General features: G+C 66.1%; 21 protein-coding genes. 7 read left to right on the top strand and 14 right to left on the bottom strand.

Annotation, left to right across the window (positions count from 1 at the left end; all coding sequences use genetic code 11):
* Positions 1–32: 32 nt before the first annotated feature.
* Positions 33–1,403 carry a nucleotide 5'-monophosphate nucleosidase PpnN gene (gene ppnN / locus GJV26_RS29035; RefSeq protein WP_155712029.1) on the top strand — a complete coding sequence of 457 codons (1,371 nt, stop codon included), beginning with the start codon at positions 33–35 and terminating at the stop codon, positions 1,401–1,403.
* Between the two features lie 125 nt (positions 1,404–1,528).
* Here ppnN and GJV26_RS29030 read toward each other — a convergent pair whose 3' ends face one another.
* From GJV26_RS29030 to GJV26_RS29010, 5 genes are all read right to left on the bottom strand, one after another.
* Positions 1,529–3,169, bottom strand: coding sequence for a family 43 glycosylhydrolase (locus GJV26_RS29030; RefSeq protein ID WP_189441785.1), 1,641 nt, complete (start codon positions 3,167–3,169; stop codon positions 1,529–1,531).
* Between the two features lie 269 nt (positions 3,170–3,438).
* Positions 3,439–4,980, bottom strand: a complete 1,542-nt coding sequence (lysS, locus tag GJV26_RS29025; protein WP_155712027.1) for a lysine--tRNA ligase — start codon at positions 4,978–4,980, stop codon at positions 3,439–3,441.
* Positions 4,981–4,982: 2 nt separating this feature from the next.
* Positions 4,983–5,687, bottom strand: coding sequence for an HAD family hydrolase (locus GJV26_RS29020; RefSeq protein ID WP_155712026.1), 705 nt, complete (start codon positions 5,685–5,687; stop codon positions 4,983–4,985).
* 3 nt (positions 5,688–5,690) lie between these two features.
* Positions 5,691–6,795, bottom strand: a protein-coding gene (prfB, locus tag GJV26_RS29015) for a peptide chain release factor 2 (protein WP_155712025.1) whose coding sequence is annotated in 2 segments (ribosomal slippage) — positions 5,691–6,713 and positions 6,715–6,795 — 1,104 coding nt in all. Because the reading frame shifts where the segments join, the coding sequence is not laid out codon by codon here.
* A 174-nt stretch (positions 6,796–6,969) separates the two neighbouring features.
* A complete protein-coding gene (locus tag GJV26_RS29010; RefSeq protein ID WP_155712024.1) occupies positions 6,970–7,929 on the bottom strand; it encodes an IS1595 family transposase in 960 nt (319 codons plus the stop codon).
* Positions 7,930–8,188: 259 nt separating this feature from the next.
* Here GJV26_RS29010 and pelA point away from each other — a divergent pair, with 259 nt between their 5' ends.
* Positions 8,189–9,316: a pectate lyase gene (pelA, locus tag GJV26_RS29005; protein WP_216643181.1), complete on the top strand. Its 1,128-nt coding sequence runs from the start codon at positions 8,189–8,191 to the stop codon at positions 9,314–9,316.
* 9 nt (positions 9,317–9,325) lie between these two features.
* Here the strand turns inward: pelA and GJV26_RS29000 are convergent, their stop codons facing one another.
* From GJV26_RS29000 to GJV26_RS28990, 3 genes are all read right to left on the bottom strand, one after another.
* Positions 9,326–9,820, bottom strand: a complete 495-nt coding sequence (locus GJV26_RS29000; protein WP_155712022.1) for a PEPxxWA-CTERM sorting domain-containing protein — start codon at positions 9,818–9,820, stop codon at positions 9,326–9,328.
* A gap of 119 nt (positions 9,821–9,939) precedes the next feature.
* The gene (locus tag GJV26_RS28995; RefSeq protein ID WP_155712021.1) at positions 9,940–10,233 is read right to left on the bottom strand and encodes a hypothetical protein; all 294 of its coding nucleotides are present in this window, start codon (positions 10,231–10,233) and stop codon (positions 9,940–9,942) included.
* 14 nt (positions 10,234–10,247) lie between these two features.
* On the bottom strand, positions 10,248–11,405 hold the full coding sequence (locus GJV26_RS28990; RefSeq protein ID WP_155712020.1) for a choice-of-anchor X domain-containing protein: 1,158 nt from the start codon (positions 11,403–11,405) through the stop codon (positions 10,248–10,250).
* A 210-nt stretch (positions 11,406–11,615) separates the two neighbouring features.
* On the opposite strand from GJV26_RS28990, the gene GJV26_RS28985 reads away from it, so the two are divergent.
* Together GJV26_RS28985 and GJV26_RS28980 are read left to right on the top strand one after the other, a co-directional pair.
* Positions 11,616–13,670 (top strand): bifunctional 2',3'-cyclic-nucleotide 2'-phosphodiesterase/3'-nucleotidase, encoded by a 2,055-nt coding sequence (locus GJV26_RS28985; RefSeq protein ID WP_155712019.1) that lies wholly within the window; start codon positions 11,616–11,618, stop codon positions 13,668–13,670.
* A complete protein-coding gene (locus GJV26_RS28980) occupies positions 13,667–14,164 on the top strand; it encodes a tetratricopeptide repeat protein (protein WP_155712018.1) in 498 nt (165 codons plus the stop codon). The genes GJV26_RS28985 and GJV26_RS28980 overlap by 4 nt, the downstream gene beginning before the upstream one ends.
* 51 nt (positions 14,165–14,215) lie before the next feature.
* Here GJV26_RS28980 and GJV26_RS28975 read toward each other — a convergent pair whose 3' ends face one another.
* The 6 genes from GJV26_RS28975 to GJV26_RS28950 form a co-directional block, all read right to left on the bottom strand.
* A complete protein-coding gene (locus GJV26_RS28975; protein ID WP_155712017.1) occupies positions 14,216–15,049 on the bottom strand; it encodes a DUF817 domain-containing protein in 834 nt (277 codons plus the stop codon).
* A 31-nt stretch (positions 15,050–15,080) separates the two neighbouring features.
* Entirely contained in the window at positions 15,081–15,398 is a 318-nt protein-coding gene (locus tag GJV26_RS28970) for a DUF2288 domain-containing protein (RefSeq protein ID WP_155712016.1), read from the bottom strand.
* A gap of 13 nt (positions 15,399–15,411) precedes the next feature.
* Entirely contained in the window at positions 15,412–16,107 is a 696-nt protein-coding gene (locus GJV26_RS28965) for an RES family NAD+ phosphorylase (RefSeq protein WP_189441784.1), read from the bottom strand.
* A 15-nt stretch (positions 16,108–16,122) separates the two neighbouring features.
* Positions 16,123–16,584 (bottom strand): antitoxin Xre-like helix-turn-helix domain-containing protein, encoded by a 462-nt coding sequence (locus GJV26_RS28960; protein ID WP_155712014.1) that lies wholly within the window; start codon positions 16,582–16,584, stop codon positions 16,123–16,125.
* Between the two features lie 97 nt (positions 16,585–16,681).
* On the bottom strand, positions 16,682–18,376 hold the full coding sequence (gene recJ / locus GJV26_RS28955) for a single-stranded-DNA-specific exonuclease RecJ (RefSeq protein ID WP_155712013.1): 1,695 nt from the start codon (positions 18,374–18,376) through the stop codon (positions 16,682–16,684).
* A gap of 54 nt (positions 18,377–18,430) precedes the next feature.
* The gene (locus tag GJV26_RS28950; protein WP_155712012.1) at positions 18,431–19,471 is read right to left on the bottom strand and encodes a hypothetical protein; all 1,041 of its coding nucleotides are present in this window, start codon (positions 19,469–19,471) and stop codon (positions 18,431–18,433) included.
* Between the two features lie 134 nt (positions 19,472–19,605).
* Here GJV26_RS28950 and GJV26_RS28945 point away from each other — a divergent pair, with 134 nt between their 5' ends.
* From GJV26_RS28945 to lolD, 3 genes are read left to right on the top strand one after another with little or no spacing between them, the layout of a single operon-like run.
* Complete coding sequence (locus GJV26_RS28945) at positions 19,606–20,868, top strand: lipoprotein-releasing ABC transporter permease subunit (RefSeq protein WP_155712011.1); 1,263 nt, start codon at positions 19,606–19,608, stop codon at positions 20,866–20,868.
* Between the two features lie 60 nt (positions 20,869–20,928).
* The gene (locus GJV26_RS28940; protein ID WP_155712010.1) at positions 20,929–22,197 is read left to right on the top strand and encodes a lipoprotein-releasing ABC transporter permease subunit; all 1,269 of its coding nucleotides are present in this window, start codon (positions 20,929–20,931) and stop codon (positions 22,195–22,197) included.
* Positions 22,190–22,930: a lipoprotein-releasing ABC transporter ATP-binding protein LolD gene (lolD, locus tag GJV26_RS28935; RefSeq protein ID WP_155712009.1), complete on the top strand. Its 741-nt coding sequence runs from the start codon at positions 22,190–22,192 to the stop codon at positions 22,928–22,930. Before GJV26_RS28940 ends, lolD begins: the two co-directional genes overlap by 8 nt.
* Positions 22,931–22,932 lie beyond the last annotated feature (2 nt).

The following is a 22,932-nucleotide window of genomic DNA, read 5'->3' as shown; positions in this document are numbered from 1 at the left end:
TACGGAATAATTAATTAAAGGATGGTCGCATCATGGAACAAGGCTTTGTCGATACACTGATTTCTCCGGAAGGCAAACTCGAAGTACTGTCGAAAGCGGAAGTGGTGAAGCTGCTCGATAGCGGCAAGGGGGGACTGTACAAGACCTTCCGCCAATGCGCGCTGGCCGTGCTCAATTGCGGCAGCACCATCGACGACGGCAAGGAACTGCTGGACCGCTACCAGTCGTTCGATATCAATATCCTGCAGCGCGAGCGCGGCATCAAGCTCGAGATCAAGGGCGCGCCGGCCATCGCCTTCGTCGACGGCAAGATGATCAAGGGGATCCACGAACACCTGTTCGCGGTGCTGCGCGATATCGTCTTCGTCAGCAACGAAGTGACGGACAACCCCAAGTTCGACCTGGCCAGCACGGAAGGCATCACCGATGCGGTGTTCCACATCCTGCGCAACGCGAACGTGCTGCGGCCGCAGACCAACCCGAATCTCGTGGTGTGCTGGGGCGGCCATTCGATCAACCGCGCCGAATACAATTATTCGAAGGAAGTGGGCTACCAGCTCGGCCTGCGCGCGCTCGATATCTGCACCGGCTGCGGCCCTGGCGCGATGAAGGGCCCGATGAAGGGCGCCACGATCGGCCACGCCAAGCAGCGTTTCACCAACGGCCGCTACCTGGGCATCACGGAACCCGGCATCATCGCCGCCGAGTCGCCGAACCCGATCGTCAACGACCTGGTGATCATGCCGGATATCGAAAAGCGCCTGGAAGCGTTCGTGCGCACCGGCCACGGCATCATCGTGTTCCCGGGCGGCGCCGGCACGGCGGAAGAAATCCTGTACATCCTCGGCATCCTGCTGCACCCGGACAACGCGGAAATTCCATTCCCGCTGATCTTCACGGGGCCCGCTTCGTCGCGCGACTACTTCGCGCAGATCAACGAATTCATCGGCCTCACGCTCGGCGAAGCGGCCCAGCAGCGCTACAAGATCATCGTGGACGACCCGGAATCGGTGGCGCGCGAGATGCAGGAAGGGATCAAGCAGGTGCGCGAGTACCGCAAGGCCCGCAGCGACGCCTACTACTTCAACTGGGCATTGCACATCGACGAGGAATTCCAGCGCCCCTTCGCGCCCACGCACGAGAACATGCGCAACCTGAAGCTGCACAAGAACCAGCCGGTGCACGCGCTGGCGGCGCACCTGCGGCGCGCGTTCTCCGGCGTGGTGGCCGGCAACGTGAAGGCCGACGGCATCCGCGCCATCGAAGCGCACGGCAACTTCGAGATCCACGGCGACGCGACGATCATGGAACCGATGGACCGGCTGCTGGCATCGTTCGTGGCGCAGAGCCGGATGAAGTTGCCGGGCAAGGCGTATGTGCCTTGCTATCGCGTGGTGATTTAAAGGCCGGCATCTTCAAACAGCACCGGCGGCGCCCATGACGTCGGACCGCTGCGGCGGACCGACCGGTTTTCAGCGCCGAAGCCGGTGGATGGTGCCGAAACCGCTGCAGCCGGCACCGGTATCCGCTACAGCGCGTGATAACTGAAGTCGCGCAGCGTGACAAAACCCTTGCCCGCGCTGTAGATCCCCACCTTGAGACTCAGGAATCCACCGAACACATTGTGGTGGATTCCCGAGACTTCCATCCGCAGGCCGTGCAGCAGCCAGCTCCTTCCACCATCGTACGAGTAGTGGAACGTGACCACGTTCTCGATGTTGGTCAGGCGCACGCGCACGCTCTTCGTGGTGCGCTTGATGCGCATCCACGGCTGCTCCTCGGCATACTCGAACGTCTTGATCGAACCAGGCGTGAAGCCGACGCCGACGAACGCCTTGTGGTTATAGAACAGCAGCAGGCCGGCCTCCGCATCGCCTTCCAGTTCGAGGGCCAGTTCCGCCTGGTATGAACGGTCCCCCACGCCGCAGGTCAGCGGCGCGCTGTCGGCCGGCGAGGAACCCTTGCCGGCGATCCGCAGGCCGGGTCCCACATACTGCACGCGGCGCATTTCGTCCGGCGCCGGATCGTGGAAGCTCCACTGCACCCCGAACCGGTCGCGCGTGAAATCGTCGGACAAGGGCTGGCCGTTCGGGCCCGCCTTGATCGGCCGCCCGTCCTTGCCGCGCGGCTTCGGCAACGGCTTCGACAGATCGCCCCCTTTGGCCCGGAACCAGCCGTCGGCCGTCCACTCCATCGGTTCGAGCAGCGTCTGCCGGCCCAGCGTGCGGTAGCCATTTTCGTAGCCGTGGTACACCAGCCACCAGTCGCCGGCCGGGCCTTCGACGGGCGTGGCGTGGCCGCGCGACCACCATGGCTCGGTGGTGCTGACGGTACGCACCAGCGGGTTGTGCGGGCAGTGCTCCCACGGGCCGTGGACCGACTTCGAACGCGCCGCGATGACCATGTGGCCGGTCACGGGACCGGCGGTGCCGCCCACCGCGGTCACGAGATAGAACCAGCCGCCGTGGCGCAGCAGTTTCGGGCCTTCCGGCGCGAAGTTTTCCGTTACCCAGTCTTCCGGATAACGCCACGGCTTGTAGGCGTCTTCCAGCTTGCCGTCCGTGGCCAGGCCGTCGTCGGCGAGCCGGATCTTGCGGATGCCGTTGACGAACAGGTAGCGCCGGCCGTCCTCGCCCACGATGTGGCCGGGATCGATGCAGCCCGCGATCTTCAGGTCGACCGGATCGCTCCACGGCCCCTCGATGCGGTCGGCCCAGATCGCGTAGATCGACCAGGTATTGCCGTCCGGGGCCGCCGGAATATAGATGAAGTAGCGGCCGTCGTGCTTGCACAGGTCCAGCGCCCAGATCGTGCCCAGCGGTTTTTTCAACGCCGGGCCGACGGGCGCCCAGTTCACCAGGTCCGTCGAATGCCAGATCACGATGCCGGGATAGGAAAAGAACGACGAGAACGTCATGTAGTAATTCTCGCCATCCTTCAGGATCGTGGGGTCCGGATGGTCGCCCGAGATGATCGGGTTGATGTACGTGCCATCGCCCAGGTCGGCCTTGCGCCGGCCTTCGATGCCGCGGGCCGAGGTCGACGCCGCGGCGGTCCGCGGTGTCGGGGCCGACTGGGCCAGCGCCGGTCCCGGTGCCGCGGGCAGGGCAACCGCGCCGGCGCCTGCGAGAAGAGTCTTGAATGCGCCGCGGCGCGATTGGTTCGTCACTTCCGGTCTCCTGTTATTGCCTGTTATCGAGCTGACAGGAGAATAACTGAAAACGTTTTCACAATCATTGTGAAAATCGATAGGGAGGGGAATGGTTTTCAAGGTAATGGCAGCCCGGTGCCTAATGGCAGCCCGGTGCCTGGCACCAATGTGACACGAGCCCGTCCATGGCATCCCGGTGCCTGGCACCGATGTGATACGAGCTCGGCCCTAAGCAAAAAAAGCGCGGTGTAAACCGCGCTTTTTTTCAGAGAAGGCGAAGTAGCCGCTCAGTCTTCCTTGCGCAGATGCGGGAACAGCAGCACGTCGCGGATGTTCGGCGAGTCGGTGAGCAGCATGATCAGGCGGTCGATGCCGATGCCGCAGCCGCCGGCCGGTGGCATGCCGTATTCCAGCGCGCGGATGTAGTCGGCGTCGTAGAACATCGCTTCATCGTCGCCGGCTTCCTTGGCGGCTACCTGGGCCAGGAAACGGGCCGACTGGTCTTCCGCGTCGTTCAGCTCGGAGAAGCCGTTGGCGATTTCGCGGCCCACCATGAACAGCTCGAAGCGCTCGGTGATGCCCTTGCGGGTGTCCGATGCGCGCGCCAGCGGCGACACTTCTTCCGGGTAATCGATGATGAACGTCGGCTCCCACAGCTGCGCCTCGGCGGTTTCCTCGAACAGCGCCAGCTGCAGCGCGCCCAGGCCCGAGTGCGCGTGCGGCTTCACGCCGAACTTCTTCAGTTCGGCCTTGATGAACTCGGCATCGTCCAGCTGCTCGTTCGTGTAATGCGGCGCGAACTTGTTGATCGCACCGACGATCGTCAGGCGGTGGAACGGCTTCGACAGGTCCAGCTCGCGGCCGCCGTAGGTCAGCACGGCCGAGCCATGCGCGTCGGTGGCGGCCTGGCGGATCACGGCTTCGGTGAAGTTCATGATCCACTGGTAGTCCGTGTACGCCGCGTAGAACTCCATCATCGTGAACTCGGGATTGTGACGGATCGACACGCCCTCGTTGCGGAAGTTGCGGTTGATCTCGAACACGCGGTCGAAGCCGCCCACGACCAGGCGCTTCAGGTACAGCTCCGGCGCGATGCGCAGGAACATCTGCATGTCCAGCGCGTTGTGGTGCGTGATGAACGGTTTCGCCGCCGCGCCGCCAGGGATGGTGTGCAGCATCGGCGTTTCCACTTCCATGAACTCGTTGTCCTGCATGAAGCGGCGGATCGACGAGATGGCGGCGGTGCGGGCCTTGAACGTGCGGCGCGTGTCCTCGTTCATGATCAGGTCCACGTAGCGCTGGCGGTACTTGGTTTCCTGGTCGGCCAGGCCGTGGAACTTGTCCGGCAGCGGGCGCAGCGACTTGGTGATCAGGCGCAGCTCGGAGACCTTGATGGTCAGTTCATCGGTCTTGGTCTTGAACAGCGTGCCTTTCACGCCCAGGATGTCGCCCAGGTCGTAGGTGCGCAGCGCTTCCATCGCCGCTTCGCCCGTCGCGTCCAGCGTCGCGTAGATCTGGATGCGGCCGTCGCAGGCCTTGCCGGATGAATCCTGCAGCGTCGCGAACGCGGCCTTCTTGCCGGCTTCGCGCTTGAGCATCATGCGGCCGGCCAGCACCACGGCCACCGGTTCGGCTTCCAGTTCCTCGCGCGTCTTGCCGGCATACCGCTCGGCCAGGTCGGCCGCCTTGTGCTCGGGGCGGAAGTCGTTCGGGAAGGCGATGCCCTGTTCGCGGATCGCGGCGAGCTTGGCGCGGCGCTCGGCGATGATCTTGTTGTCGTCCTGGCCCGGTACCTGGTCCTGGGTTTCCGCTTGGTTTTCGATCGTCATGATTACTGTGCTTGTTGAATGTTGTTGGTGGCAGCGGGACGGCCGGCGAACAGCGCTTCGATGTCGAGCTCGGAGAAGTCGCGTGCGACGCAGATCACGTTGTCGAATTCGGCGAACGCCTCGGCCGGCAGCGTGGTGGTCAGCACCACGGCGCGCATGCCGGCGCGGCGCGCCGCTTCCACGCCCAGCGGCGCATCCTCGAACACGATGCAGTGCTCGGGCGCGGTGCCGCAGCGCTCGGCCGCAAGCAGGAACACGTCCGGATTCGGCTTGCCGCGGGCCACGTCGCCGGCGCCGACGACCGCGTCGAAGTGGCGGCGCAGGTCGAGGCCATCGAGCGTGAACACGATGTTGGCCGGCGGCGCGGCCGTGGCCACGGCCAGGCGCACATCCTGCTCCTGCGCGGTTTCGATGAACTGGTCGAAGCCGGCCACCGTTTCCAGGTGCGGCGCATACAGCTCGCGGTACAGCTCTTCCTTCTCGGCGTCGAGCAGTGCCGTGGCTTCGTTCGTCAGCTCGCTGCCGAGGTAGGTGCGCATGATTTCATGGCCCTGGCGGCCGGCGGTCGCCCGGAAGAAATCGTCCGGGTCGATCTCGTGGCCGCGCCGCTCGAAGAAGGCGACCCACGACTTCGTGTGGAACGCCATGTTGTCGACGATCGTGCCATCCATGTCGAAGATGAAGGCGCGGGGATTCGGGCTCGTCATCGGTCAGACACCCTGCTTGAGGGAAGCGGCGATGAAATCGTCCAGGTCGCCGTCCAGCACGTTCTTCGTGGCGCCCGTCTCGAAGCCGGTCCGCAGGTCCTTGATGCGCGACTGGTCCAGCACGTAGGAACGGATCTGGTGGCCCCAGCCCACGTCGGTCTTCGAATCCTCGAGCTTCTGCTGCTCGCTCATGCGCTTGCGCAGCTCGGCTTCGTACAGCTTGGCTTTCAGCATTTCCATTGCCTCGGCCTTGTTGCGGTGCTGCGAGCGGTCGTTCTGGCACTGCACGACAATGCCGGACGGCGCGTGCGTCAGGCGCACCGCGGAGTCGGTCTTGTTGATGTGCTGGCCGCCGGCACCGGAAGCGCGGTACGTGTCGATGCGCAGGTCGGCCGGGTTGATCTCGATCTCGATCGAGTCGTCCACCTCGGGGTAGACGAACAGCGACGTGAACGACGTGTGGCGGCCGTTGGCGCTGTCGAACGGCGACTTGCGCACCAGGCGGTGCACGCCGGTTTCGGTGCGCAGGTGGCCGTAGGCGTAGTCGCCCTCGACCTTCAGCGTGGCGGTCTTGATGCCGGCCACCTCGCCGTCGGACTGTTCCATCACCTCGACCTTGAAGCCCTTGCGTTCGCAATAGCGCACGTACTGGCGCAGCAGCATCGACGCCCAGTCCTGGGCCTCGGTACCGCCGGCACCGGCCTGGATGTCGACGAAGCAGTTGTTCGGGTCCATCGGGTTGTTGAACATCCGGCGGAATTCCAGGCCTTCGATGACCTTGGCGATTTCGGCGGTGTCGGCGATGACCGATTCGAGCGTCTCGTCGTCGGCTTCTTCCTTGCCCATCTCGAACAGCTCGGCCATGTCGCCCAGGTCGCTCCGCGCCTTCGTCAGCGTGTCGACGATGGCTTCGAGGGCTTTCTTTTCGCGGCCCATGTCCTGGGCTTTTTTAGGGTCGTTCCAGACCGCTGCGTCTTCGAGTTCGGCGTTCAGTTGTTCCAGTTTCTCCGACTTCACATCGAAGTCAAAGATACCTCCGAAGTTCGTTCTCGCGGGCCGTCAGGTCAGCGAGCTGGGCGGCGAGGGAATTGATGCGTTCTGCTTCCATAATTTTTCTGTCTCTATTGAGGGCGATCAAACCTCGGATTATACCCTACGAGGCCCATGGCGAATCGCTGCCGGCCGCCGAACCGGGCTGGACCCACCGCCACTACCAGAATGGCGCTGTTCGCGGTAACTATGCAATGCATCGAGGCACGGAACTTTTCTGGCAGGCTGGTCTCTAGCGACCGTTTTCGGCGACACTGGCTCGCAGCCAATGAGCCGGCAGGGTTCGTTCGGCAGCATCGAGCACGCGTTGCCAGCCGGTGTAGTTGGCCAGATAGCGGCTCGCCACGCCGTGAAAGCGGCGCAACCAGGTCTTGAAGCGGCTGTGCCAGCCGTTGACGTTGTTCAGGTGGATCGCACGCCGGGCGCAGATACCGGCCCGTACGTTGATGGCTTCGTGTGTGACATGGGCCGCTCGGGCGAATGCCCCATAGGCCCTTGCGCCGTCACTGATCAGCAGCACGTCACGACTCAATACAGGCAATAGGTGCAGCGCCAACTGTCTGGCACTGACGGGCCCGCGGCCGGTAACGAATTCGTGTGTCGTCCTGCCGCGGTCGCGGGCCACGAGGATGCAGTCCAGTTCGCGGCTGATGCCAGGGCGTGCCGCCTTGCCGCCGCGCCGCCGCGCAGGGCGGTTCAACTGCCGTGAACCCTTTTGCAATTCCAGCAGATAGGTCTCATCTGCTTCGACGACGCCTGACAACTGCGCAGGGCGCTCGCGGCGCACCCCGGCGATAAAACGGTGACGCCATCTGAAGCTCGTCGAGCGGGCCACGGCGACGTGCCGGGCGGCGTCGCGCACGGTGCGCGAGTCGAGCAGGCACTGCAGATACGACAGCCATTTGTCGCGATGCCGCAACCGTGCCAGCGGCGTGCCAGTCAGTGCGTTGTAGCTGCGGTTGCATCCCATGCAGCGATACCGTTGCAGGCCATTGGCCTGGCCGCAGCGGTGATGCCGCGGGCATCCGCAATGCGGACAAGGATATTGGCCGGCCGCCTGTGCGATGAGGCCGAGGCAATCGGCATGCGACGACAACACAGTGAGCCACTCCTGCAGGTTGACTACCTGTTGATCGCTTAACGGCTCTTGAGTAAGTGCTTGAAACAGTCCGACAAAGCCAGCGGGGTCCATGGTCGCTCCTCGTTTGCATGAGTTATCTCAACAAGGAGTAAGACAGTGCCTGGTTCGATTGGTTCACCGATTTAGGGATGACAGCGCCACCAGAATCAACAACCGCGCTTGCGAAATTTCCCAATCGACCGGCCGGCCAGGCCCACGCGCGGTTCGCGTATTTACGCGAGTTAAACGATTAACTAGAATCGCTGTAACCCGTTCGAATGGGTTCGACCACCCCGGGATGCCCATGCAGAGAAGAGATTGCCTCATCACGTTGTCCACACTGGCTCTGGCGACCGCCGGCTGTACCGCCTTGCCGGCCGTGGAACCGCCGGCCCCGATGCTTTCGCAGCAGCGCAACCCGATCGGCACGGCGCTCGATTCGTACAAGCGCTGGCTCAGCCGCAACCGCGACCCGGCTGCCGCGCTCGACGACGACAAGGCACTGGCGGACAACATCGTTTCCTGGCAGATGCCGCATGGCGGCTTCTACAAGATGCCCGCATGGTACCAGGCGAAGTGGGACGGCGTGGCGCCGCGCTCCGGCTGGTCGGGTGCGGACGGCGTGGAGCTGGGCACCATCGACAATGGCGCCACCGTGGCCGAGATCCTGGTGCTGGCCGACGTCTACGGCCGCAGCGGCAACCCGGCCTATCGCTACAGCGCCCGCAAGGCGCTCGAATTCCTGCTGGCGATGCAGTACCCGTCGGGTGGTTTTCCCCAGGTGTATCCGGCGCGCACCGGCACCCTGTACTCGAACCTGGTTACCTTCAACGACAACGCGATGATCCGCGTGCTGAAACTGCTCGACGACGCTGCCGGTCGAAAAGCACCGTTCGCCGGCGATTTTTTCACGACGGCGCAGCGCGAACGCATGCATGCGGCGATCGACAGGGCGGTCGACTTCATCCTGAAAGCCCAGATCGTGCAGGATGGCGTCAAGACGGTCTGGTGCGCCCAGCACGATCCGGTCACCTACGCGCCCGCAACGGGGCGGTCGTACGAATTGCCATCGAAAAGCGGCCAGGAATCCGTGTTGATCATCGCATTCCTGATGAGCCGGCCGCAGACGCCGGCGGTGGCCGGCGCGGCCAGGTCCGGCATCGCATGGTACCGGCGCGGTGCGGTGCAGATGAAAGACACGGCATTCGATCCCGCCGCCACGCGGCCGGCGTGTGCGAATCCCTTCGTCCACCGGCCCGGCGTCACCGCCTGGTACCGCTTCTATGACCTGGCCACCGACAGGGGCTTCTTCAGCGGCCGCCTGCCGACCGATCGTCCGCCCGGCGTGGGCAAGCAGTACGACATCATGAAGATCGGGGCCGAGAGCCGGTACACGTACCAGTGGGGCGGGGATTACGGCACGCGGATTTTCGGCTACGCGGATCGGGTCGGATATTGACGAGCCGGATCAGCTGGAACGCCGGCGGCGCAGCGTGATGCCGACCAGGCCCACGCCGGCAAGCAGCATGCCGTACGTTGCCGGTTCCGGCACTGCCGAGACGGTCAGCGTATAGCTGCCCGTGCTCTGGTATTCACTCAGGGTCCAGCTGCCGGCGACATATACCGGGCTGTCCTCGGTACCGCTGTAGATCTGCGGGCCGTCGGTAACCACCAGGTACGTGCCGCCGTAATAATCCTCGAGGCTCAGGCCGCCGCCGAATCCGCCATGGAAGAAGCTGACATCGGCCAGATCGCCGACCGCGTTCGCGTACGTGCCGACCACGTCGGCATAGGTGAAGCCCAGGCCGGGAATGATCAGGTCCGGGGTCCTGTGGGAGTCGAGCTGCCAGGTCGCCGAGTAGTCGCCACCGAGGGTGAAATTGTACAGTGTCGCGTTCGCCGCGCAGGTCCACAGGAGTGTCGCTGCGGCGGCGGCGGTGCCCAGGATTCGTTTCAGTATCATCGTGTTGCCCCATTGGTTGATATTGTTTGTCGACAAACCGCAACAGGCCGTGTCTTATCGATAACCTTATCATGGGGTGCTCTCGATTGTTCAGTTACCTTGCAATCGATCGAATTGAGTCATTTCGGCGGTCCGCGACGCTGCAGCGCGCGCGCCACCGCCCACACCACCGCCGCATACAGGGCGACGATTGCCAGGCAGGGCAGCAGGGTGGGCGCGACCACCGCTTCCCCGGCGGTAAGGCCCAACGGCGCCAGCAGTGGATTCCACGCTAGCAGCAGGATGACGGCCGGCGCCGCCAGTGCCGACAGTGCCGTTTCGAGCCAGCCGGGCAGCCCGAGCGCGAACGCCCGGACCGCGCCGATGGCGAGCAGGAAGTAAATCGCCGTGATGACGGCAGCCCGGGCGGGCATATGGCGACGGCACGTCATCGCGGCTGCCGCGCGATCGCATCGGCGCACAGCTGCGCGAGGCTGGCGTCGAACGTGCCCGCGGCGCGCTTGCGGTAGGCCAGCGTGAATGCGTCCTCGCCCAGTTCCAGCGCGTCGACCAGCGCCACGGAGTAGGGGCCGTCCACGCCCAGCCTGCGGCGGATGTCGGCGGCCTTGTATGCGGCCGTGGCCGTGCCGGTGCCGACGCCGAAGTCGGCCGACTTGCGCACGTCGATCGACTTGCCGTTCGGCGCCGTCAGCCGGATCAGCGTGGCATAGCGTGCCGCCTTGCGCACGTTGAAGTCGAAGTCCACCTGCAGCGCGGCCACGCAGCCGTCGGCTCCTTGCCGGGTGGCGAGTGCGATGCGGGCATTGTCCAGCAGCGGCGCCACGGCCTTCACCTGCGCGGCCGCGGTGCGGCGGATCGTGCCTTTCGGCGTGGCGAACTGCACCTTGCCGGTTACCGTGTAGCCGCCCGGCGCCGTGAACGTGTGATCGATGCTGTACACGCCGTCACCGGCTTTGCCATCGCCGCCCCGGCCATCGTCGGCAGCCCGCCGCGGCGCGCCGCCGGCGACCGCGATGGTCGGGAACAGCCCGGTGATCGGCTGGCCGTCGTCGAGCACCAGCAGGCCCAGCGACACATCTTCGCCGACGAGCAGCGTGTCGCGCTCCACCGTCACGCCGACCGCATAACGCGAGCGCGCGAAGATCGTGCCCAGCGCCACGGTTTTTTGCACGGCGGCGGGGAAGACCAGGCGGATCGTCCATGTGCCATCCGCCGGGTCCGGCAGTTCGGCGACCTCGAACACGCCGCCCGGCAGCGGCGGTGTGTTCCGCGCGCCGGGGCGGAATGTCACGCGCCGGTCGCCGGGTGCCACGGCCACGTTGCCGGCCGGATCGACCAGTGTCATCGTGGCGCCGTCGACCGGCACGATCAGCTCGATGCGCACACCGTCGGCGCCGGCCACGGCAAACGGGAGCTCGAGCGCCGTCGCGCCCGGCACCACCGGGGCCGACACCGTGGCCGGCTGGTTCACCGCCACCGGCACGGCCTGCGCCCGCGCGGTACCGTGGGGCGGGACGAGCGCCGCCAGCACGGCGGCGATCACCGCGCGGCCGGCGGCTGTGCTGAGTCGATCGGGGATTTTCATTGCGGGTTGCAGTATCTGATGAAAGGCGATATCGGGAACCGGTCAATCGAGACATGATATTACTAAAAATACAATCGCCAGGATCATCCGCGGTCCCTGTGTGCCGTACCGGCCTATCGGCCCGATGCATTGCCCCTGCAGGCTTCCAAGGTGTTGTCCGAAGGGCAGGGTGTTGCGTATGATGGCGCGTCTTCGTCCCGTTGCCCGTTCATGAAAACTCCAGTCCTGATCTGCCTGCCGGTATTGCTGGCCGGCTGCGCCGCGTTGCCTGGCGCCGATTCTCAAGCTGATTCTCAAGCTGTTTCTCAAGCTGATCCGCACGCCCGTCCCCAGGCTATCCCGGCCGGCACGCAGGCCTCGTTTGCCGTGCTTGAAACGACCGACCTGCACGGCAATGTCGTCAGCTACGACTATTACAAGCTCGCCCCCGAACCGTCGCTGGGCCTGGAACGCACCGCCACGCTGATCGCGCGGGCCCGCGCCCAGTTCCCGAACAATGTGCTGCTCGATAACGGCGACACGATCCAGGGTACCGCGCTGTCGGACTACCAGGCGGTCGTGCAGCCGCTCGATTGCGGCGAAACGCTGGCGATGTACAAGGCGTTCAACGCGCTGGGCTACGACGGCACCGGCATCGGCAACCACGATTTTAATTACGGCCTCGCTTTCCTGAACCAGGTATCGGGCAGCCGCTTCGATGTCGAAGGCGTCGACGCGGCAAAGCGGTGCGCCGGGCCGAAGTTCCCGCAGGTGCTGGCGAACGTGCTCAGCGCGAAGTCGGGCCGGCCCCTGTTCGCGCCGTACGCGATCATCGACAAGCGCATCACCGCGACCGCGCCGGATGGCCGGCAGGTGCCGGTGACGCTGCGCGTGGGCATCATCGGTTTCACGCCGCCGACCATCCTCATATGGGACAAGCGCTGGCTCGAAGGCAAGGTCACCACGGAAGGCGTGCGCGAAACGGCGCAGCGCTACGTGCCGGAAATGCGCGCCAGGGGGGCCGACCTCGTGGTGGCGATCTCGCACGGCGGCCTCGATGCCGCCCCTTACTCGCCGACGATGGAGAACGGCAGCTGGCACCTTGCCCAGGTGCCGGGCATCGACGCGATGCTGATCGGCCATTCGCACCAGGTGTTCCCGAACGCGGCGAGTGCCGTGCCGCAGTTCGACCTGCCGGGCGTGGACAAGGCGAAAGGCCTGGTGCACGGCGTGCCCACCGTGATGGCGGGCCTGTGGGGCAAGCACCTGGGCGTGATCGGCCTTTCGCTGGCGTGGAACGGCAAGGCCTGGGTGGTCGACAAGACGCGCACCGCGGTCGAAGCACGGCCGATCCAGGCCGGGCCCGACATCGTGCCAGGCGACCCGGCCATCGCGCCGCTGGTCCGGGCCGAGCACGAGGCGACGATCCGTTACGTGAAAACGGCGATCGGCAAGACCGCTTTCCGCATGTCCACGTACTTCGCGGACGTGGGCGACGTCAGCGCGATCCAGGTCGTCAACCAGGCGCAGGCGGCCTACCTGCGCGATTACGTGAAGGCGAACCTGCCGCACTATGCGCAATTGCCAGTGTTGTCCGTTTCGTCGCCGTTCAAGACGGGGTCGGCCGGCGTGACCGACTACACGGACGTGCAGGCCGGCGGCATCGCGCTGAACAATGCCGCCGACCTGTACCTGTATCCGAACGCGCTGTACGGCGTGAAGGTCAGCGGCGCCGGCCTGAAGGCGTGGCTGGAAAAGGCGGCGGGGCGCTTCAACACGATCGATCCGCGGCGCGCGGAGCCGCAGGAACTCGTGAATGCCGGCTTCCCCGGCTATAACTTCGACGTGCCCTCCAGCGACGAGCTGCGCTACGAGATCGACATCACGCAGCCACCCGGCAAGCGGATCCGGAACCTGCGGTTCCGCGGCGCCGCGCTCGATCCCGCGCAGGAATTCCTCGTCGCGACCAATAACTACCGCGCCAGCGGCGGCGGGGCGTTCCCGGGCCTGGACGGCAGCAGCACCGTCGTGGCCGCGCCGGACAACAACCGCGATGTGCTGATCGAATACATCCGCAGGCAGGGGCAGCTGACCCGCGCGGCCAACGGCGCCAGCCGCAGCTGGCGTTTCGCGCCGGTGACGACGAAGGGGCCGGTGGTGTTCCGTGCCGCGCCGGGCAAGGAAGCGCTGGCGCGCGAGGCCGGGCTGGCGAACGTGCGCGAACTGCGCGGCGACGACGGCGGCGGCAAGGGTTTCGCGCTGTACGCGATCGACCTGGCGCGATGAAGCGCCATGCGTTCGCGCTGGCGGGCATCCTGTTCGCCGCTGCGCCGTCGTTCGCGACCGACCTGGCCGCCGATCTGGCCGCGGCGCGGCTGGCGCTGCATGGCCCGGCGTCGGGCTGGCCGCCGGCCCTGGCCGCTTTCAGTGCCGCCGCCCGCGAAGGCGATGCCGATGCCGCCTACCGGGCCGGGCTGATGGTCCGCAACGGCAAGGGCACCGCCCCCGACAGCGCCGCCGCCCGCCGCTGGCTCGAACAGGCCGCGTCGGGCGGCATCCCGGAGGCGATGTTCGTGCTGGCGAACCTGCAGGCCGAAGGCGAGGGCGGTGCCGTCGACCTGGTGGCGGCGCGCGCCTGGCTCGAGCGTGCCGCCGGCCTTGGCCATCCGGCCGCGCTGCAGCAGCTTGCGGAACTGGCGCGTCGCCGGGGCGATGGCGAGCAGGCCAACGCACTGCTGAAAGAGGCCGCGCATGCGCTGAAACACCAGGCCGGCCCGTGAATCGTTGCCTCTGAATCGTTGTCCCTGAACAGGCGGCTGTCCAGGATCCTGCTATGCCGGCACGTGCACCCGCGCTTTCACGTGCTTCAGATTGGCCACGATCGTGAACGTCATGATCACCAGCAGGGACCAGGCGCTCCATTTGCTGACGTGTACGACCGACCAGGCGCCCAGCTGGTTCGGGTAGCGCCACACGCCCATCAGCGTGCCGAGGTTCTCGGCCAGCCAGATGAAGAAGCCGGTCAGCACGAAGCCCAGCAGCAGCGGCATGCGGCGGTCGCGGTCCAGCGGGCGGAAGATCACCGTGGTGCGCGCATACAGGCCCAGCGCGCAGGCGGCCAGGTACCAGCGGTAGTCGCCGATGTAATGGTGCGTGTAGAAATTCACGTAGATCAGGACGGCGATCGCGGCCGCCATCGGGTGCGGCGGATGGTGGCGGATGCGCAGGTCGAGCAGGCGCCAGGCCTGGATGATGTAGCTGCCGATCGCCGCGTACATGAAGCCGGAGAACAGCGGCACGCCGAACAGCTTGGTGTAGCCCGCGTCCGGGTAGCTCCACGAGCCGACGTGCGTCTTGAATACTTCGAGCGCGAAGCCGACCGCGTGGAACAGGCCGACGGCTTTCACTTCGTCCCACGTTTCCAGGCGGGCGGCGAGCATCCACGCCTGGATGCCCAGGGCCACGGCCAGCAGCACATCGTAGCGGGGAATGCCGAACAGCCCGGCGCGGGGCACGCAGAACATCGCCAGGAAAAACAGGCCGGCAAACAGGCACGCCCGGGCTTCCTTGATGCCGAAGTAGAGCAATTCGACGAGCGGGCGGTGGACCGGCCGCAGCGGGCGGGGGCGGGCGTCCGCCAGGTGGGCATCGAGTGCTGCCAGCATCGGGATCGCCCTCCGGGTCAATGCTGCGGTATCAGTGCAGTTTCTTCTGCTGCTGCACGAGGATGAACGGGCTCACCACGCTGGCCCACAGCAAGGCATCGGTTTCCAGCCATTCCTGCGCCTGCCGGTCCGAAACCTTGGCGATCTGGCCGGCGGCCATCCACTGGCCCACGCTGGCCTTGTCGTCGTGGGCGATGCGCACGGCCACTTCCACGAGATCGAGCTCGTCCGCGATCCACACCACGTTGCCCGAGGCGAAGTGGCGCGTCAGTTCGCTCCACGGCAGGCGCGCGGTCTCGCGGTTGACCTTCTGGCGCAGTTCGGTATCTTTATCAGGATTGAGTTGCATTGCTGTTCAATATCTACATGGATCGGGGTTCGACAGCCGGTGTCGGGCTGCCCTGCCATGTTAACCGATACACCTGGCCTTTGCGAACGTTGCCGACCAGCGCCGGCCGGAAGCAGGCGAGATTGGTGCCGCTGGCGTGCCGCACGCTGGGGTAGATGATGCCGGTGGAGCCGGCGGCCAGCAGCCGTTCGGCCAGCAGTTGCGAGGTTTCGTAGCTGTCGGGCGCCAGGCAGGCGTCGAATTCGGGCTGCTCGCGAATATCGTGGAACGGGGCCGTGAAATCGGCCAGCATCGCCTGGTAGCTGACACTGTCGTCGAAGCGGCCGATCTCCGCGTACTCGACCGTCTTATGGAAAATCACTTCGGCCAGTGCCGTCTCGGCATCGAACGCGCAGTACCAGGCGCCCCGTTCGCCATCGTTGAACCGGCTGCCTTCAGGGCGCGGGTACGTGAACGCGGCGTTGACGATGCGAAAGTTCGGTACGTGGAACAGCAATTCGTCGATGCCGATGCCGGGCGCGCCGCCGTGCTCGGCGAGCAGGCGGGCGTTGGTGGCGTTATCGAGGTCGAACAGGTCGGCCAGTTCGGCGTCGCTGTCGGCCAGCGGCGCCAGCACCGAATCGTCGAGATCGGCAAAGCGGGAGGGGATCAGGCGACAGGTATCGAACTGCCGCAGCGCGCGGAACGGCGGCACGAGAAGGGCCGGCACGGGCACGGGCGGCAATTACAGGCCCCCGCGGCGCGCATCGACCAGCTTGCGCACGGTCTGCATCGCCAGCAGGCCGCCCGCCAGCATGTAAGCCAGCGGCGTGCTCCCTTTGAAGATGGCGTTCTTGTTGGGCAAGGTGATCCATTCATCGGCGAGCTTGTCGCCGTAGAGGATGTGCAGGGATTTGTAGATGCCGAGAAGGTAGGAAATGCGGGTGATGCGGTCGACTTCGAGCACGCGGTCGGGATTGCGCTTCCAGTCGTAGAATGTGCTGCTGGGCAGGCCGCCCAGCAGTTCGCGGGCGTCTTCCTCACGCAGATTCCAGGCGGCAACGAGCTTGTAGAACCCTTTCAGGGCCGACTGGGACAGGCGCTCCCGCTCTTCGCGGGCATTGAGGTCGACCGGGGTGGCCGGTTCATAGCGCGACCTGGGGTAAACATAGGGAAACGGCTGCGGATGGGCGTGGGACGAATGCATAGGGCCTCCATATCTGGAGTCTTTATACTCCGTTTTCGGAGTGCCTGCAAGCGGGTGCGACAGCATGCGCGCATCCCCGCTCCGGCAGGCGGTCCGGCTATGCCGGCTCGGCGTGCTCCACCATCAGCTGCACCCGCGTGGTGCCGTTGTACTCGTTCGCATCGAGCCGGAAGGCCACGCGGGCACGGTCGCCCAGCGCATCCGTGCGGCCGAACCAGATCGCATCGTAGCGCGCGCCATTGCGTTCGAGCAGCAGTTTCAGGTGCCGGTCCTTCAGGATGCGCTGGCTGATCACGCGGAATTCGTCGCAGAACACGGGGGGCGCGAAGCCCTGGCCCCACACGATGCCGTCCATCAGTTCGATGAACTGCGTGGTGAAGTAGGCATCTTCCAGCGGCCCGTCCGTCTCGATCACGCGCTCGAGCTGGTGCTCGGACAGCCACGCCTGGCCCACCGCCTCGAACGCCTGCGAAAACGCGTCGAACGCATCGGCGCGGATCGACAGCCCGGCCGCCATCGCGTGGCCGCCGAACTTGTCGATCAGGCTCGGCGCCCGTTTCGACACGAGGTCGAGCGCATCGCGCATGTGGAAGCCGGCGATCGAGCGGCCGGAACCCTTGATCCAGCCGTCGCCGGCCGGCGCGAACGTGATCGTGGGCCGGTAGAACTTTTCCTTCAGCCGCGAGGCCACGATGCCGATCACCCCCTGGTGCCAGGTATCGTCGAACACGCTGATGGTGGAGCTGTGCGACGGCTGGAAATCGTCCAGGTGCAGCAGCGCCGTGTCCTGCATCTCGGCTTCGATCTCGCGGCGCTTCAGGTTGATCTCGTTGAGCTGCTGGGCCAGTTGCCAGGCGCGGCCTTCATCGTCCGTGACCAGGCATTCGATGCCCAGCGACATGTCTTCCAGGCGGCCGGCCGCGTTCAGGCGCGGGCCGAGCGCAAAGCCCAGGTCGAACGGCGTGGCGCTGCATGCCTGGCGGCCAGCCACGCGGAACAGCGCCGCCACGCCGGCATGCATGCGGCCGGCGCGCATCCGTTTCAGGCCCTGCGCCACGAGGATGCGGTTGTTGGTGTCCAGTTTCACCACGTCGGCCACCGTGCCGAGCGCCACCAGGTCCAGCAGCGAGTCGAGCTTGGGCTGGGTCTGCGCGTCGAACACGCCGCGCCGGCGCAGTTCGGCGCGCAACGCCAGCAGCACGTAGAACACCACGCCCACGCCGGCCAGGTTCTTCGACGGGAAGCCGCACGCCGGCTGGTTCGGGTTGACGATCACGCGCGCATCGGGCAGCGTGTCGCCCGGCAGGTGGTGGTCGGTCACCACGACTTCGATGCCGCGGCGCTTCGCCTCTTCCACGCCATCGATGCTGGCGATGCCGTTGTCGACGGTGATGATGATGTCCGGCGATTTTTCGCGCGCCGTCAGCGCCACGATCTCCGGCGTGAGGCCATAGCCGTACTCGAAACGGTTGGGCACGATGAAGTCGACATTCGCGCCCATCGCGCGCAGGCCGCGCAGCGCGACGGCGCAGGCGGTGGCGCCGTCGCAGTCGTAGTCGGCCACGATCACCATGCGCTTCTGCGCGGCGATGGCATCGGCCAGGAACACGGCCGCGGCATCGATGTGCAGCAGGCCCGAAGGCAGGATCAGCGCCGACAGTTCGGACGACAGGTCTTTCGGATCGGTCAGCCCGCGGGCGGCGAACAGGCGCGCCAGCACGGGGTGGATCCCTCCCTGGCGCAGCATTTCCGATTCGCGGAACGGACAGGGGCGGGTGGCGATGCGGGTCATGGGTTCTACTTGTCCTTCAGCTTGATTTTCAGCTTGATTCGTCTGCCTGATCCGTCAGCCCGCTCGGGCGGGCGTGAGCAGGTTCTTCAGGTTTTCGGTGCGCCAGAACTTGTTCAGCGACATCCTGGTCGCCGTGCTCTCGATCCAGCCGAGGCGATTGGTCAGCACCAGGTGCACGTCGGCCACCTGGCCCGCGCGCAGCGCGCCCAGCAGCGGCGCGAACCACTGGTCTTCGAGCTGCCCCATCAGCTGCAGCCAGGTCGACCAGTCTTCGGCCAGGCTGGCGCCGGCCAGGTGGCCCAGCAGCGCGGTGCGCCGCGGATCGCGCGACGCCAGCCATTGGACCGCCGTGGCGTCGCGCAGTTCGGGCGTGGCGAGCGCATTGAGCCAGGCAGGGGCGGCGGCCGTGGCCAGCGCCGCTTCCGGCCGCGGCTGCGCCGCCGGGCCGCCGGCCCACAGCCAGAACGAGTTCACCGCCTGCTTGCGGCCCTCGTTGACCGGATGCGTGTGCCACAGCATCTGCACTTCGTTGAGCAGGCGGCGGAAATCGCGCGCCGCGGCGCCGGCGGGCAGCCACGCATGCAGGTTGTCGCCGGTGGCCGCGTCCGGCGACGCCGTCGCCAGGTCCGCCCAGTCGTCCGCGCGCAGGAACCACGTGTGGGCGTCGCCGTAGACCAGCGTCTTGCCCAGTTCCCCGAACAACGGCAGGGCCGCCTGGAACAGCGCGCGCGAGTCGGCGTCGGCGATGCGCAGGCCGCGCAGGTCCGGCATCATCAGGTGCGTGCCGACCACCAGGTGTACGGGATGGAAAATGAACCAGTGGCCGCCATCGGGCGCCAGCCCCAGCCCGCGCATCACGGCCGGTGCGAACGGCGCGGCCGGCGCATTGGCTGGATCACCGGCCAGCGCGAGCGCATGGGCCAGCCAGGCCTCGTGCGGCAGCAGCCGCGAATCCTGCTCGAACCCGTGGTGCGTGCGCTTGCTGTTGCGAGAAAGTAAAGTCGCCAGGGCGGGGGCCTGCAGGGAGCGAATCAGGTCCGGCGCCATTTCGGCGGGCGGCAGGCCGAAAGGTAAAACGAGGGTCGTGGAAGGCATGCGTCATTATATCTTGCAAGTCGATTGCAAGTCCCCGCGGCGCCGCGCGGCCGGTGCCGCGTGCTCAGCAGTAAGCCCGGCAATGCTGTTTATATGGCAAACTGCGGTCTTTGCACCATTGGCCTTTTCCTTACATGAGTTTCATGCACAAGATGCCGTTCGAATGGCTGGTCGGCCTGCGCTACACGCGCGCCGGCAAGCGCAGCGGCCGCAACAGCTTCATCTCGTTCATTTCCGCGATCTCGATGGCGGGAATCGGCCTGGGCGTGGCGGCGCTGATCATCGTCCTGTCGGTCTACAACGGCTTCCAGAAGGAAGTGACGGCGCGGATGCTGTCGGTGCTGGGGCACATCGAGATCTACGAAATGGGCGGCCCGATGAAGGACTGGCGCGCCACCGCGCGCAACGCCTTCGCCAACCCCGAGGTCAAGGGCGCGGCGCCGTTCGTGGAGCTGCAGGCGCTGCTGGCGCATGGCGGCGACGTGCTGCGCCCGGCCGTCGTGCGCGGCATCCTCCCCGAGGAAGAAGGCAAGGTCTCCGACGTGCCGCGCCAGGTCAAGCAGGGCAGCCTGGCGGGCCTGCGCGCCGGAGAAAAGGGCATCGTGCTCGGCATCGAGCTGGCGAAGGCGCTGGAAGTGAAAGTGGGCGGCCGGGTGTCGATGGCGCTGACCGAGGGCGGCATCGCCGGCGGCGCGCCCACGATGCGCACGTTCACCGTGGTCGGCATCTTCGAGGCCGGCCACAACGAATTCGATTCCTCGCTGGCGTACGTCCACCTGGCGGACGGCCAGCAGCTGCTGAACCTCGCGGGCCCGTACGGCCTGCGCCTGAAGATCGAGGACATGGACCAGGCGCCCCGGGTGGCCTTCCAGCTCAAGCAGTCGATGCCGGGCGACCTGCTGGTGCGCGACTGGTCGAAGCTCAACGTGAACTGGTTCGCCGCCGTGCAGACGCAGAAGCGCATGATGTTCATCATCCTCACGCTGATCATCGCCGTGGCCGCGTTCAACCTGGTAGCCACGCTGGTCATGACGGTCACCGACAAGCAGGCCGACATCGCCATCCTGCGCACGCTGGGCGCGTCGCCGCGCTCGATCATGAAGATCTTCATGGTGCAGGGCGCGCTGGTGGGCGTGATCGGCACCGCGCTCGGCGTGGCCGGCGGCGTATTGATCGCGATGAACGTGGGCGTGATCGTGCCGGCCATCGAAACGGTGCTGGGCATGAAGTTCCTCTCCAAGGACATCTACTTCATCAGCGCCGTGCCGTCCGACCTGCGCTGGACCGACGTCGCCGCGATCGGCGGCACCGCCGTGGGCCTGGCGTTCCTGGCCACGCTGTATCCCAGCTGGTGGGCGGCGCGCGTCAAGCCCGCGGAGGCATTGCGTTATGAATAATACGACTTTGAATAACGCGAATCTGTGGCAAACTCCGGCTCCCTTTTCGAATGGTGAGCGATGAGCTTCCTGAAAAATCTTCCTTATGAATGGCTGGTCGGGCTGCGTTATACCCGTGCCGGCAAGCGCGGCGGCCGCAACCGCTTCATCTCGTTCATCTCGCTGATCTCGATGGCCGGCATCGCGCTGGGCGTGGGCGCGCTGATCATCATCCTGTCGGTGATGAACGGTTTCCAGAAGGACGTGACGGACCGGATGCTCTCCGTGCTGGCCCACGTGGAAGTCTTCGACAGGGCGGGCGGCATGCCCGACTGGCAGCAGCAGGCGAAAAACGCGCTGCGCCATCCCGAGGTGAAAGGCGCCGCGCCGTTCTCCGAAACGCAGGCGGGCCTGATGCACGGCAACGACGCGCTGCGGCCTGCGATGGTGCGCGGCGTGTTGCCGGAGCAGGAGCCGGCCGTATCGAGCGTGGCGAAACAGGTGAAGATGGGCAGCTTCGACGCGCTGCGGCCCGGCGAATTCAATATCGTGCTGGGCATCGACCTGGCCCGCTCGCTGAACGCCGGCATCGGCGAAAAGGTGACGATGGTGCTGCCGCAGGGGACAGTGACGCCGGCCGGGCTGGTGCCGCGCATGCGTTCGTTCACGGTGGTGGGCATCTTCTCCGCGCAGCACCAGGAATTCGACGCGGGCATGGCGTTCATCCACCTGCAGGATGCCCAGCGCATGCTGCGGATGGCGGCGCCTTCCGGCCTGCGCCTGCGGCTGGCGGACATGCACCGGGCGCCGGAGGTGGCCGGGGAGCTGAAGAAGATCATGCCGGCCAACCTTGAAGTGCGCGACTGGTCGAAGCTGAACGCCAACTGGTTCGCCGCCGTGCAGACGGAAAAGCGCATGATGTTCATCATCCTCACGCTGATCGTCGCCGTGGCCGCGTTCAACCTGGTGTCCACGCTGGTGATGACGGTGACCGACAAGCAGCCGGACATCGCGATCCTGCGCACGCTCGGCGCGTCGCCGAACTCGATCATGAAGATCTTCGTCATCCAGGGCGCGCTGGTGGGCCTGATGGGCACCGCGCTGGGCGTGGGCGGCGGCGTGCTGGTGGCGCTGAACATCGATGTGATCGTGCCGTTTATCGAACATTTAATGGGAGTGCAGTTCTTGTCGAAGGAAATCTATTACATCACCACCGTGCCGTCGGACATGCGCTGGCCGGACGTGACGAAGATCGGCGTGATCTCCGTGCTGCTGGCCTTCCTGGCCACCGTGTACCCGAGCCGCTGGGCTTCGCGCGTGAAACCTGCCGAGGCATTGCGCTATGAGTGAACACGATCAGGGCGGCAACGCCCCGGAACTTGCCGGTGGACGATCCGCCACGGGCGATTCCCTGGTACTGTCCTGCCGCAACCTCGGCAAGACCTTCACGCAGGGCAGCTATTCCGTGCCGGTATTGAAGGGCATCGACTTCGAAGTGCACCGCGGCGAGCGCGTGGCGATCATCGGCGCGTCCGGCTCCGGCAAGTCCACGCTGCTGCACCTGCTCGGTGGCCTCGACACGCCCACCACCGGCAATGTGACGCTGCAGGGCAAGGATTTCGCCACGCTGTCCGAAGCGGCGCGCGGCGACCTGCGCAACGCGGCGCTGGGCTTCGTCTACCAGTTCCACCACCTGCTGCCGGAATTCTCGGCGCTGGACAACGTGGCGATGCCGCTGATGATCCGCCGGGTCAAGCGCGCATCGGCGCAGGAACAGGCGCAGGCGATGCTGGCCCGCGTGAACCTGGCCAGGCGTGTCACGCACGTGCCGGGCGAGCTGTCCGGCGGCGAACGGCAGCGCGTGGCGCTGGCCAGGGCCCTGGTCACGCAACCGGCCTGCGTGCTGGCCGACGAGCCGACCGGCAACCTCGATCACGGCACGGCCGAGCAGATCTTCGACCTGATGCTGGAGCTGTCGCGCACGCTGGGCACGGCGTTCGTGATCGTCACCCACGATCCGGAACTGGCGCGTCGCTGCGACCGCGTGCTGCGGCTCACGGACGAAGGCCTGCGCCAGGAGTAACG

The sequence above is a fragment of the Pseudoduganella dura genome, from assembly GCF_009727155.1.
Classification (GTDB): Bacteria; Pseudomonadota; Gammaproteobacteria; order Burkholderiales; family Burkholderiaceae_D; genus Rugamonas; species Rugamonas dura.
Note: the sequence above shows the minus strand (reverse complement) of the source record. Positions and strands in the feature narration are given on the sequence as shown.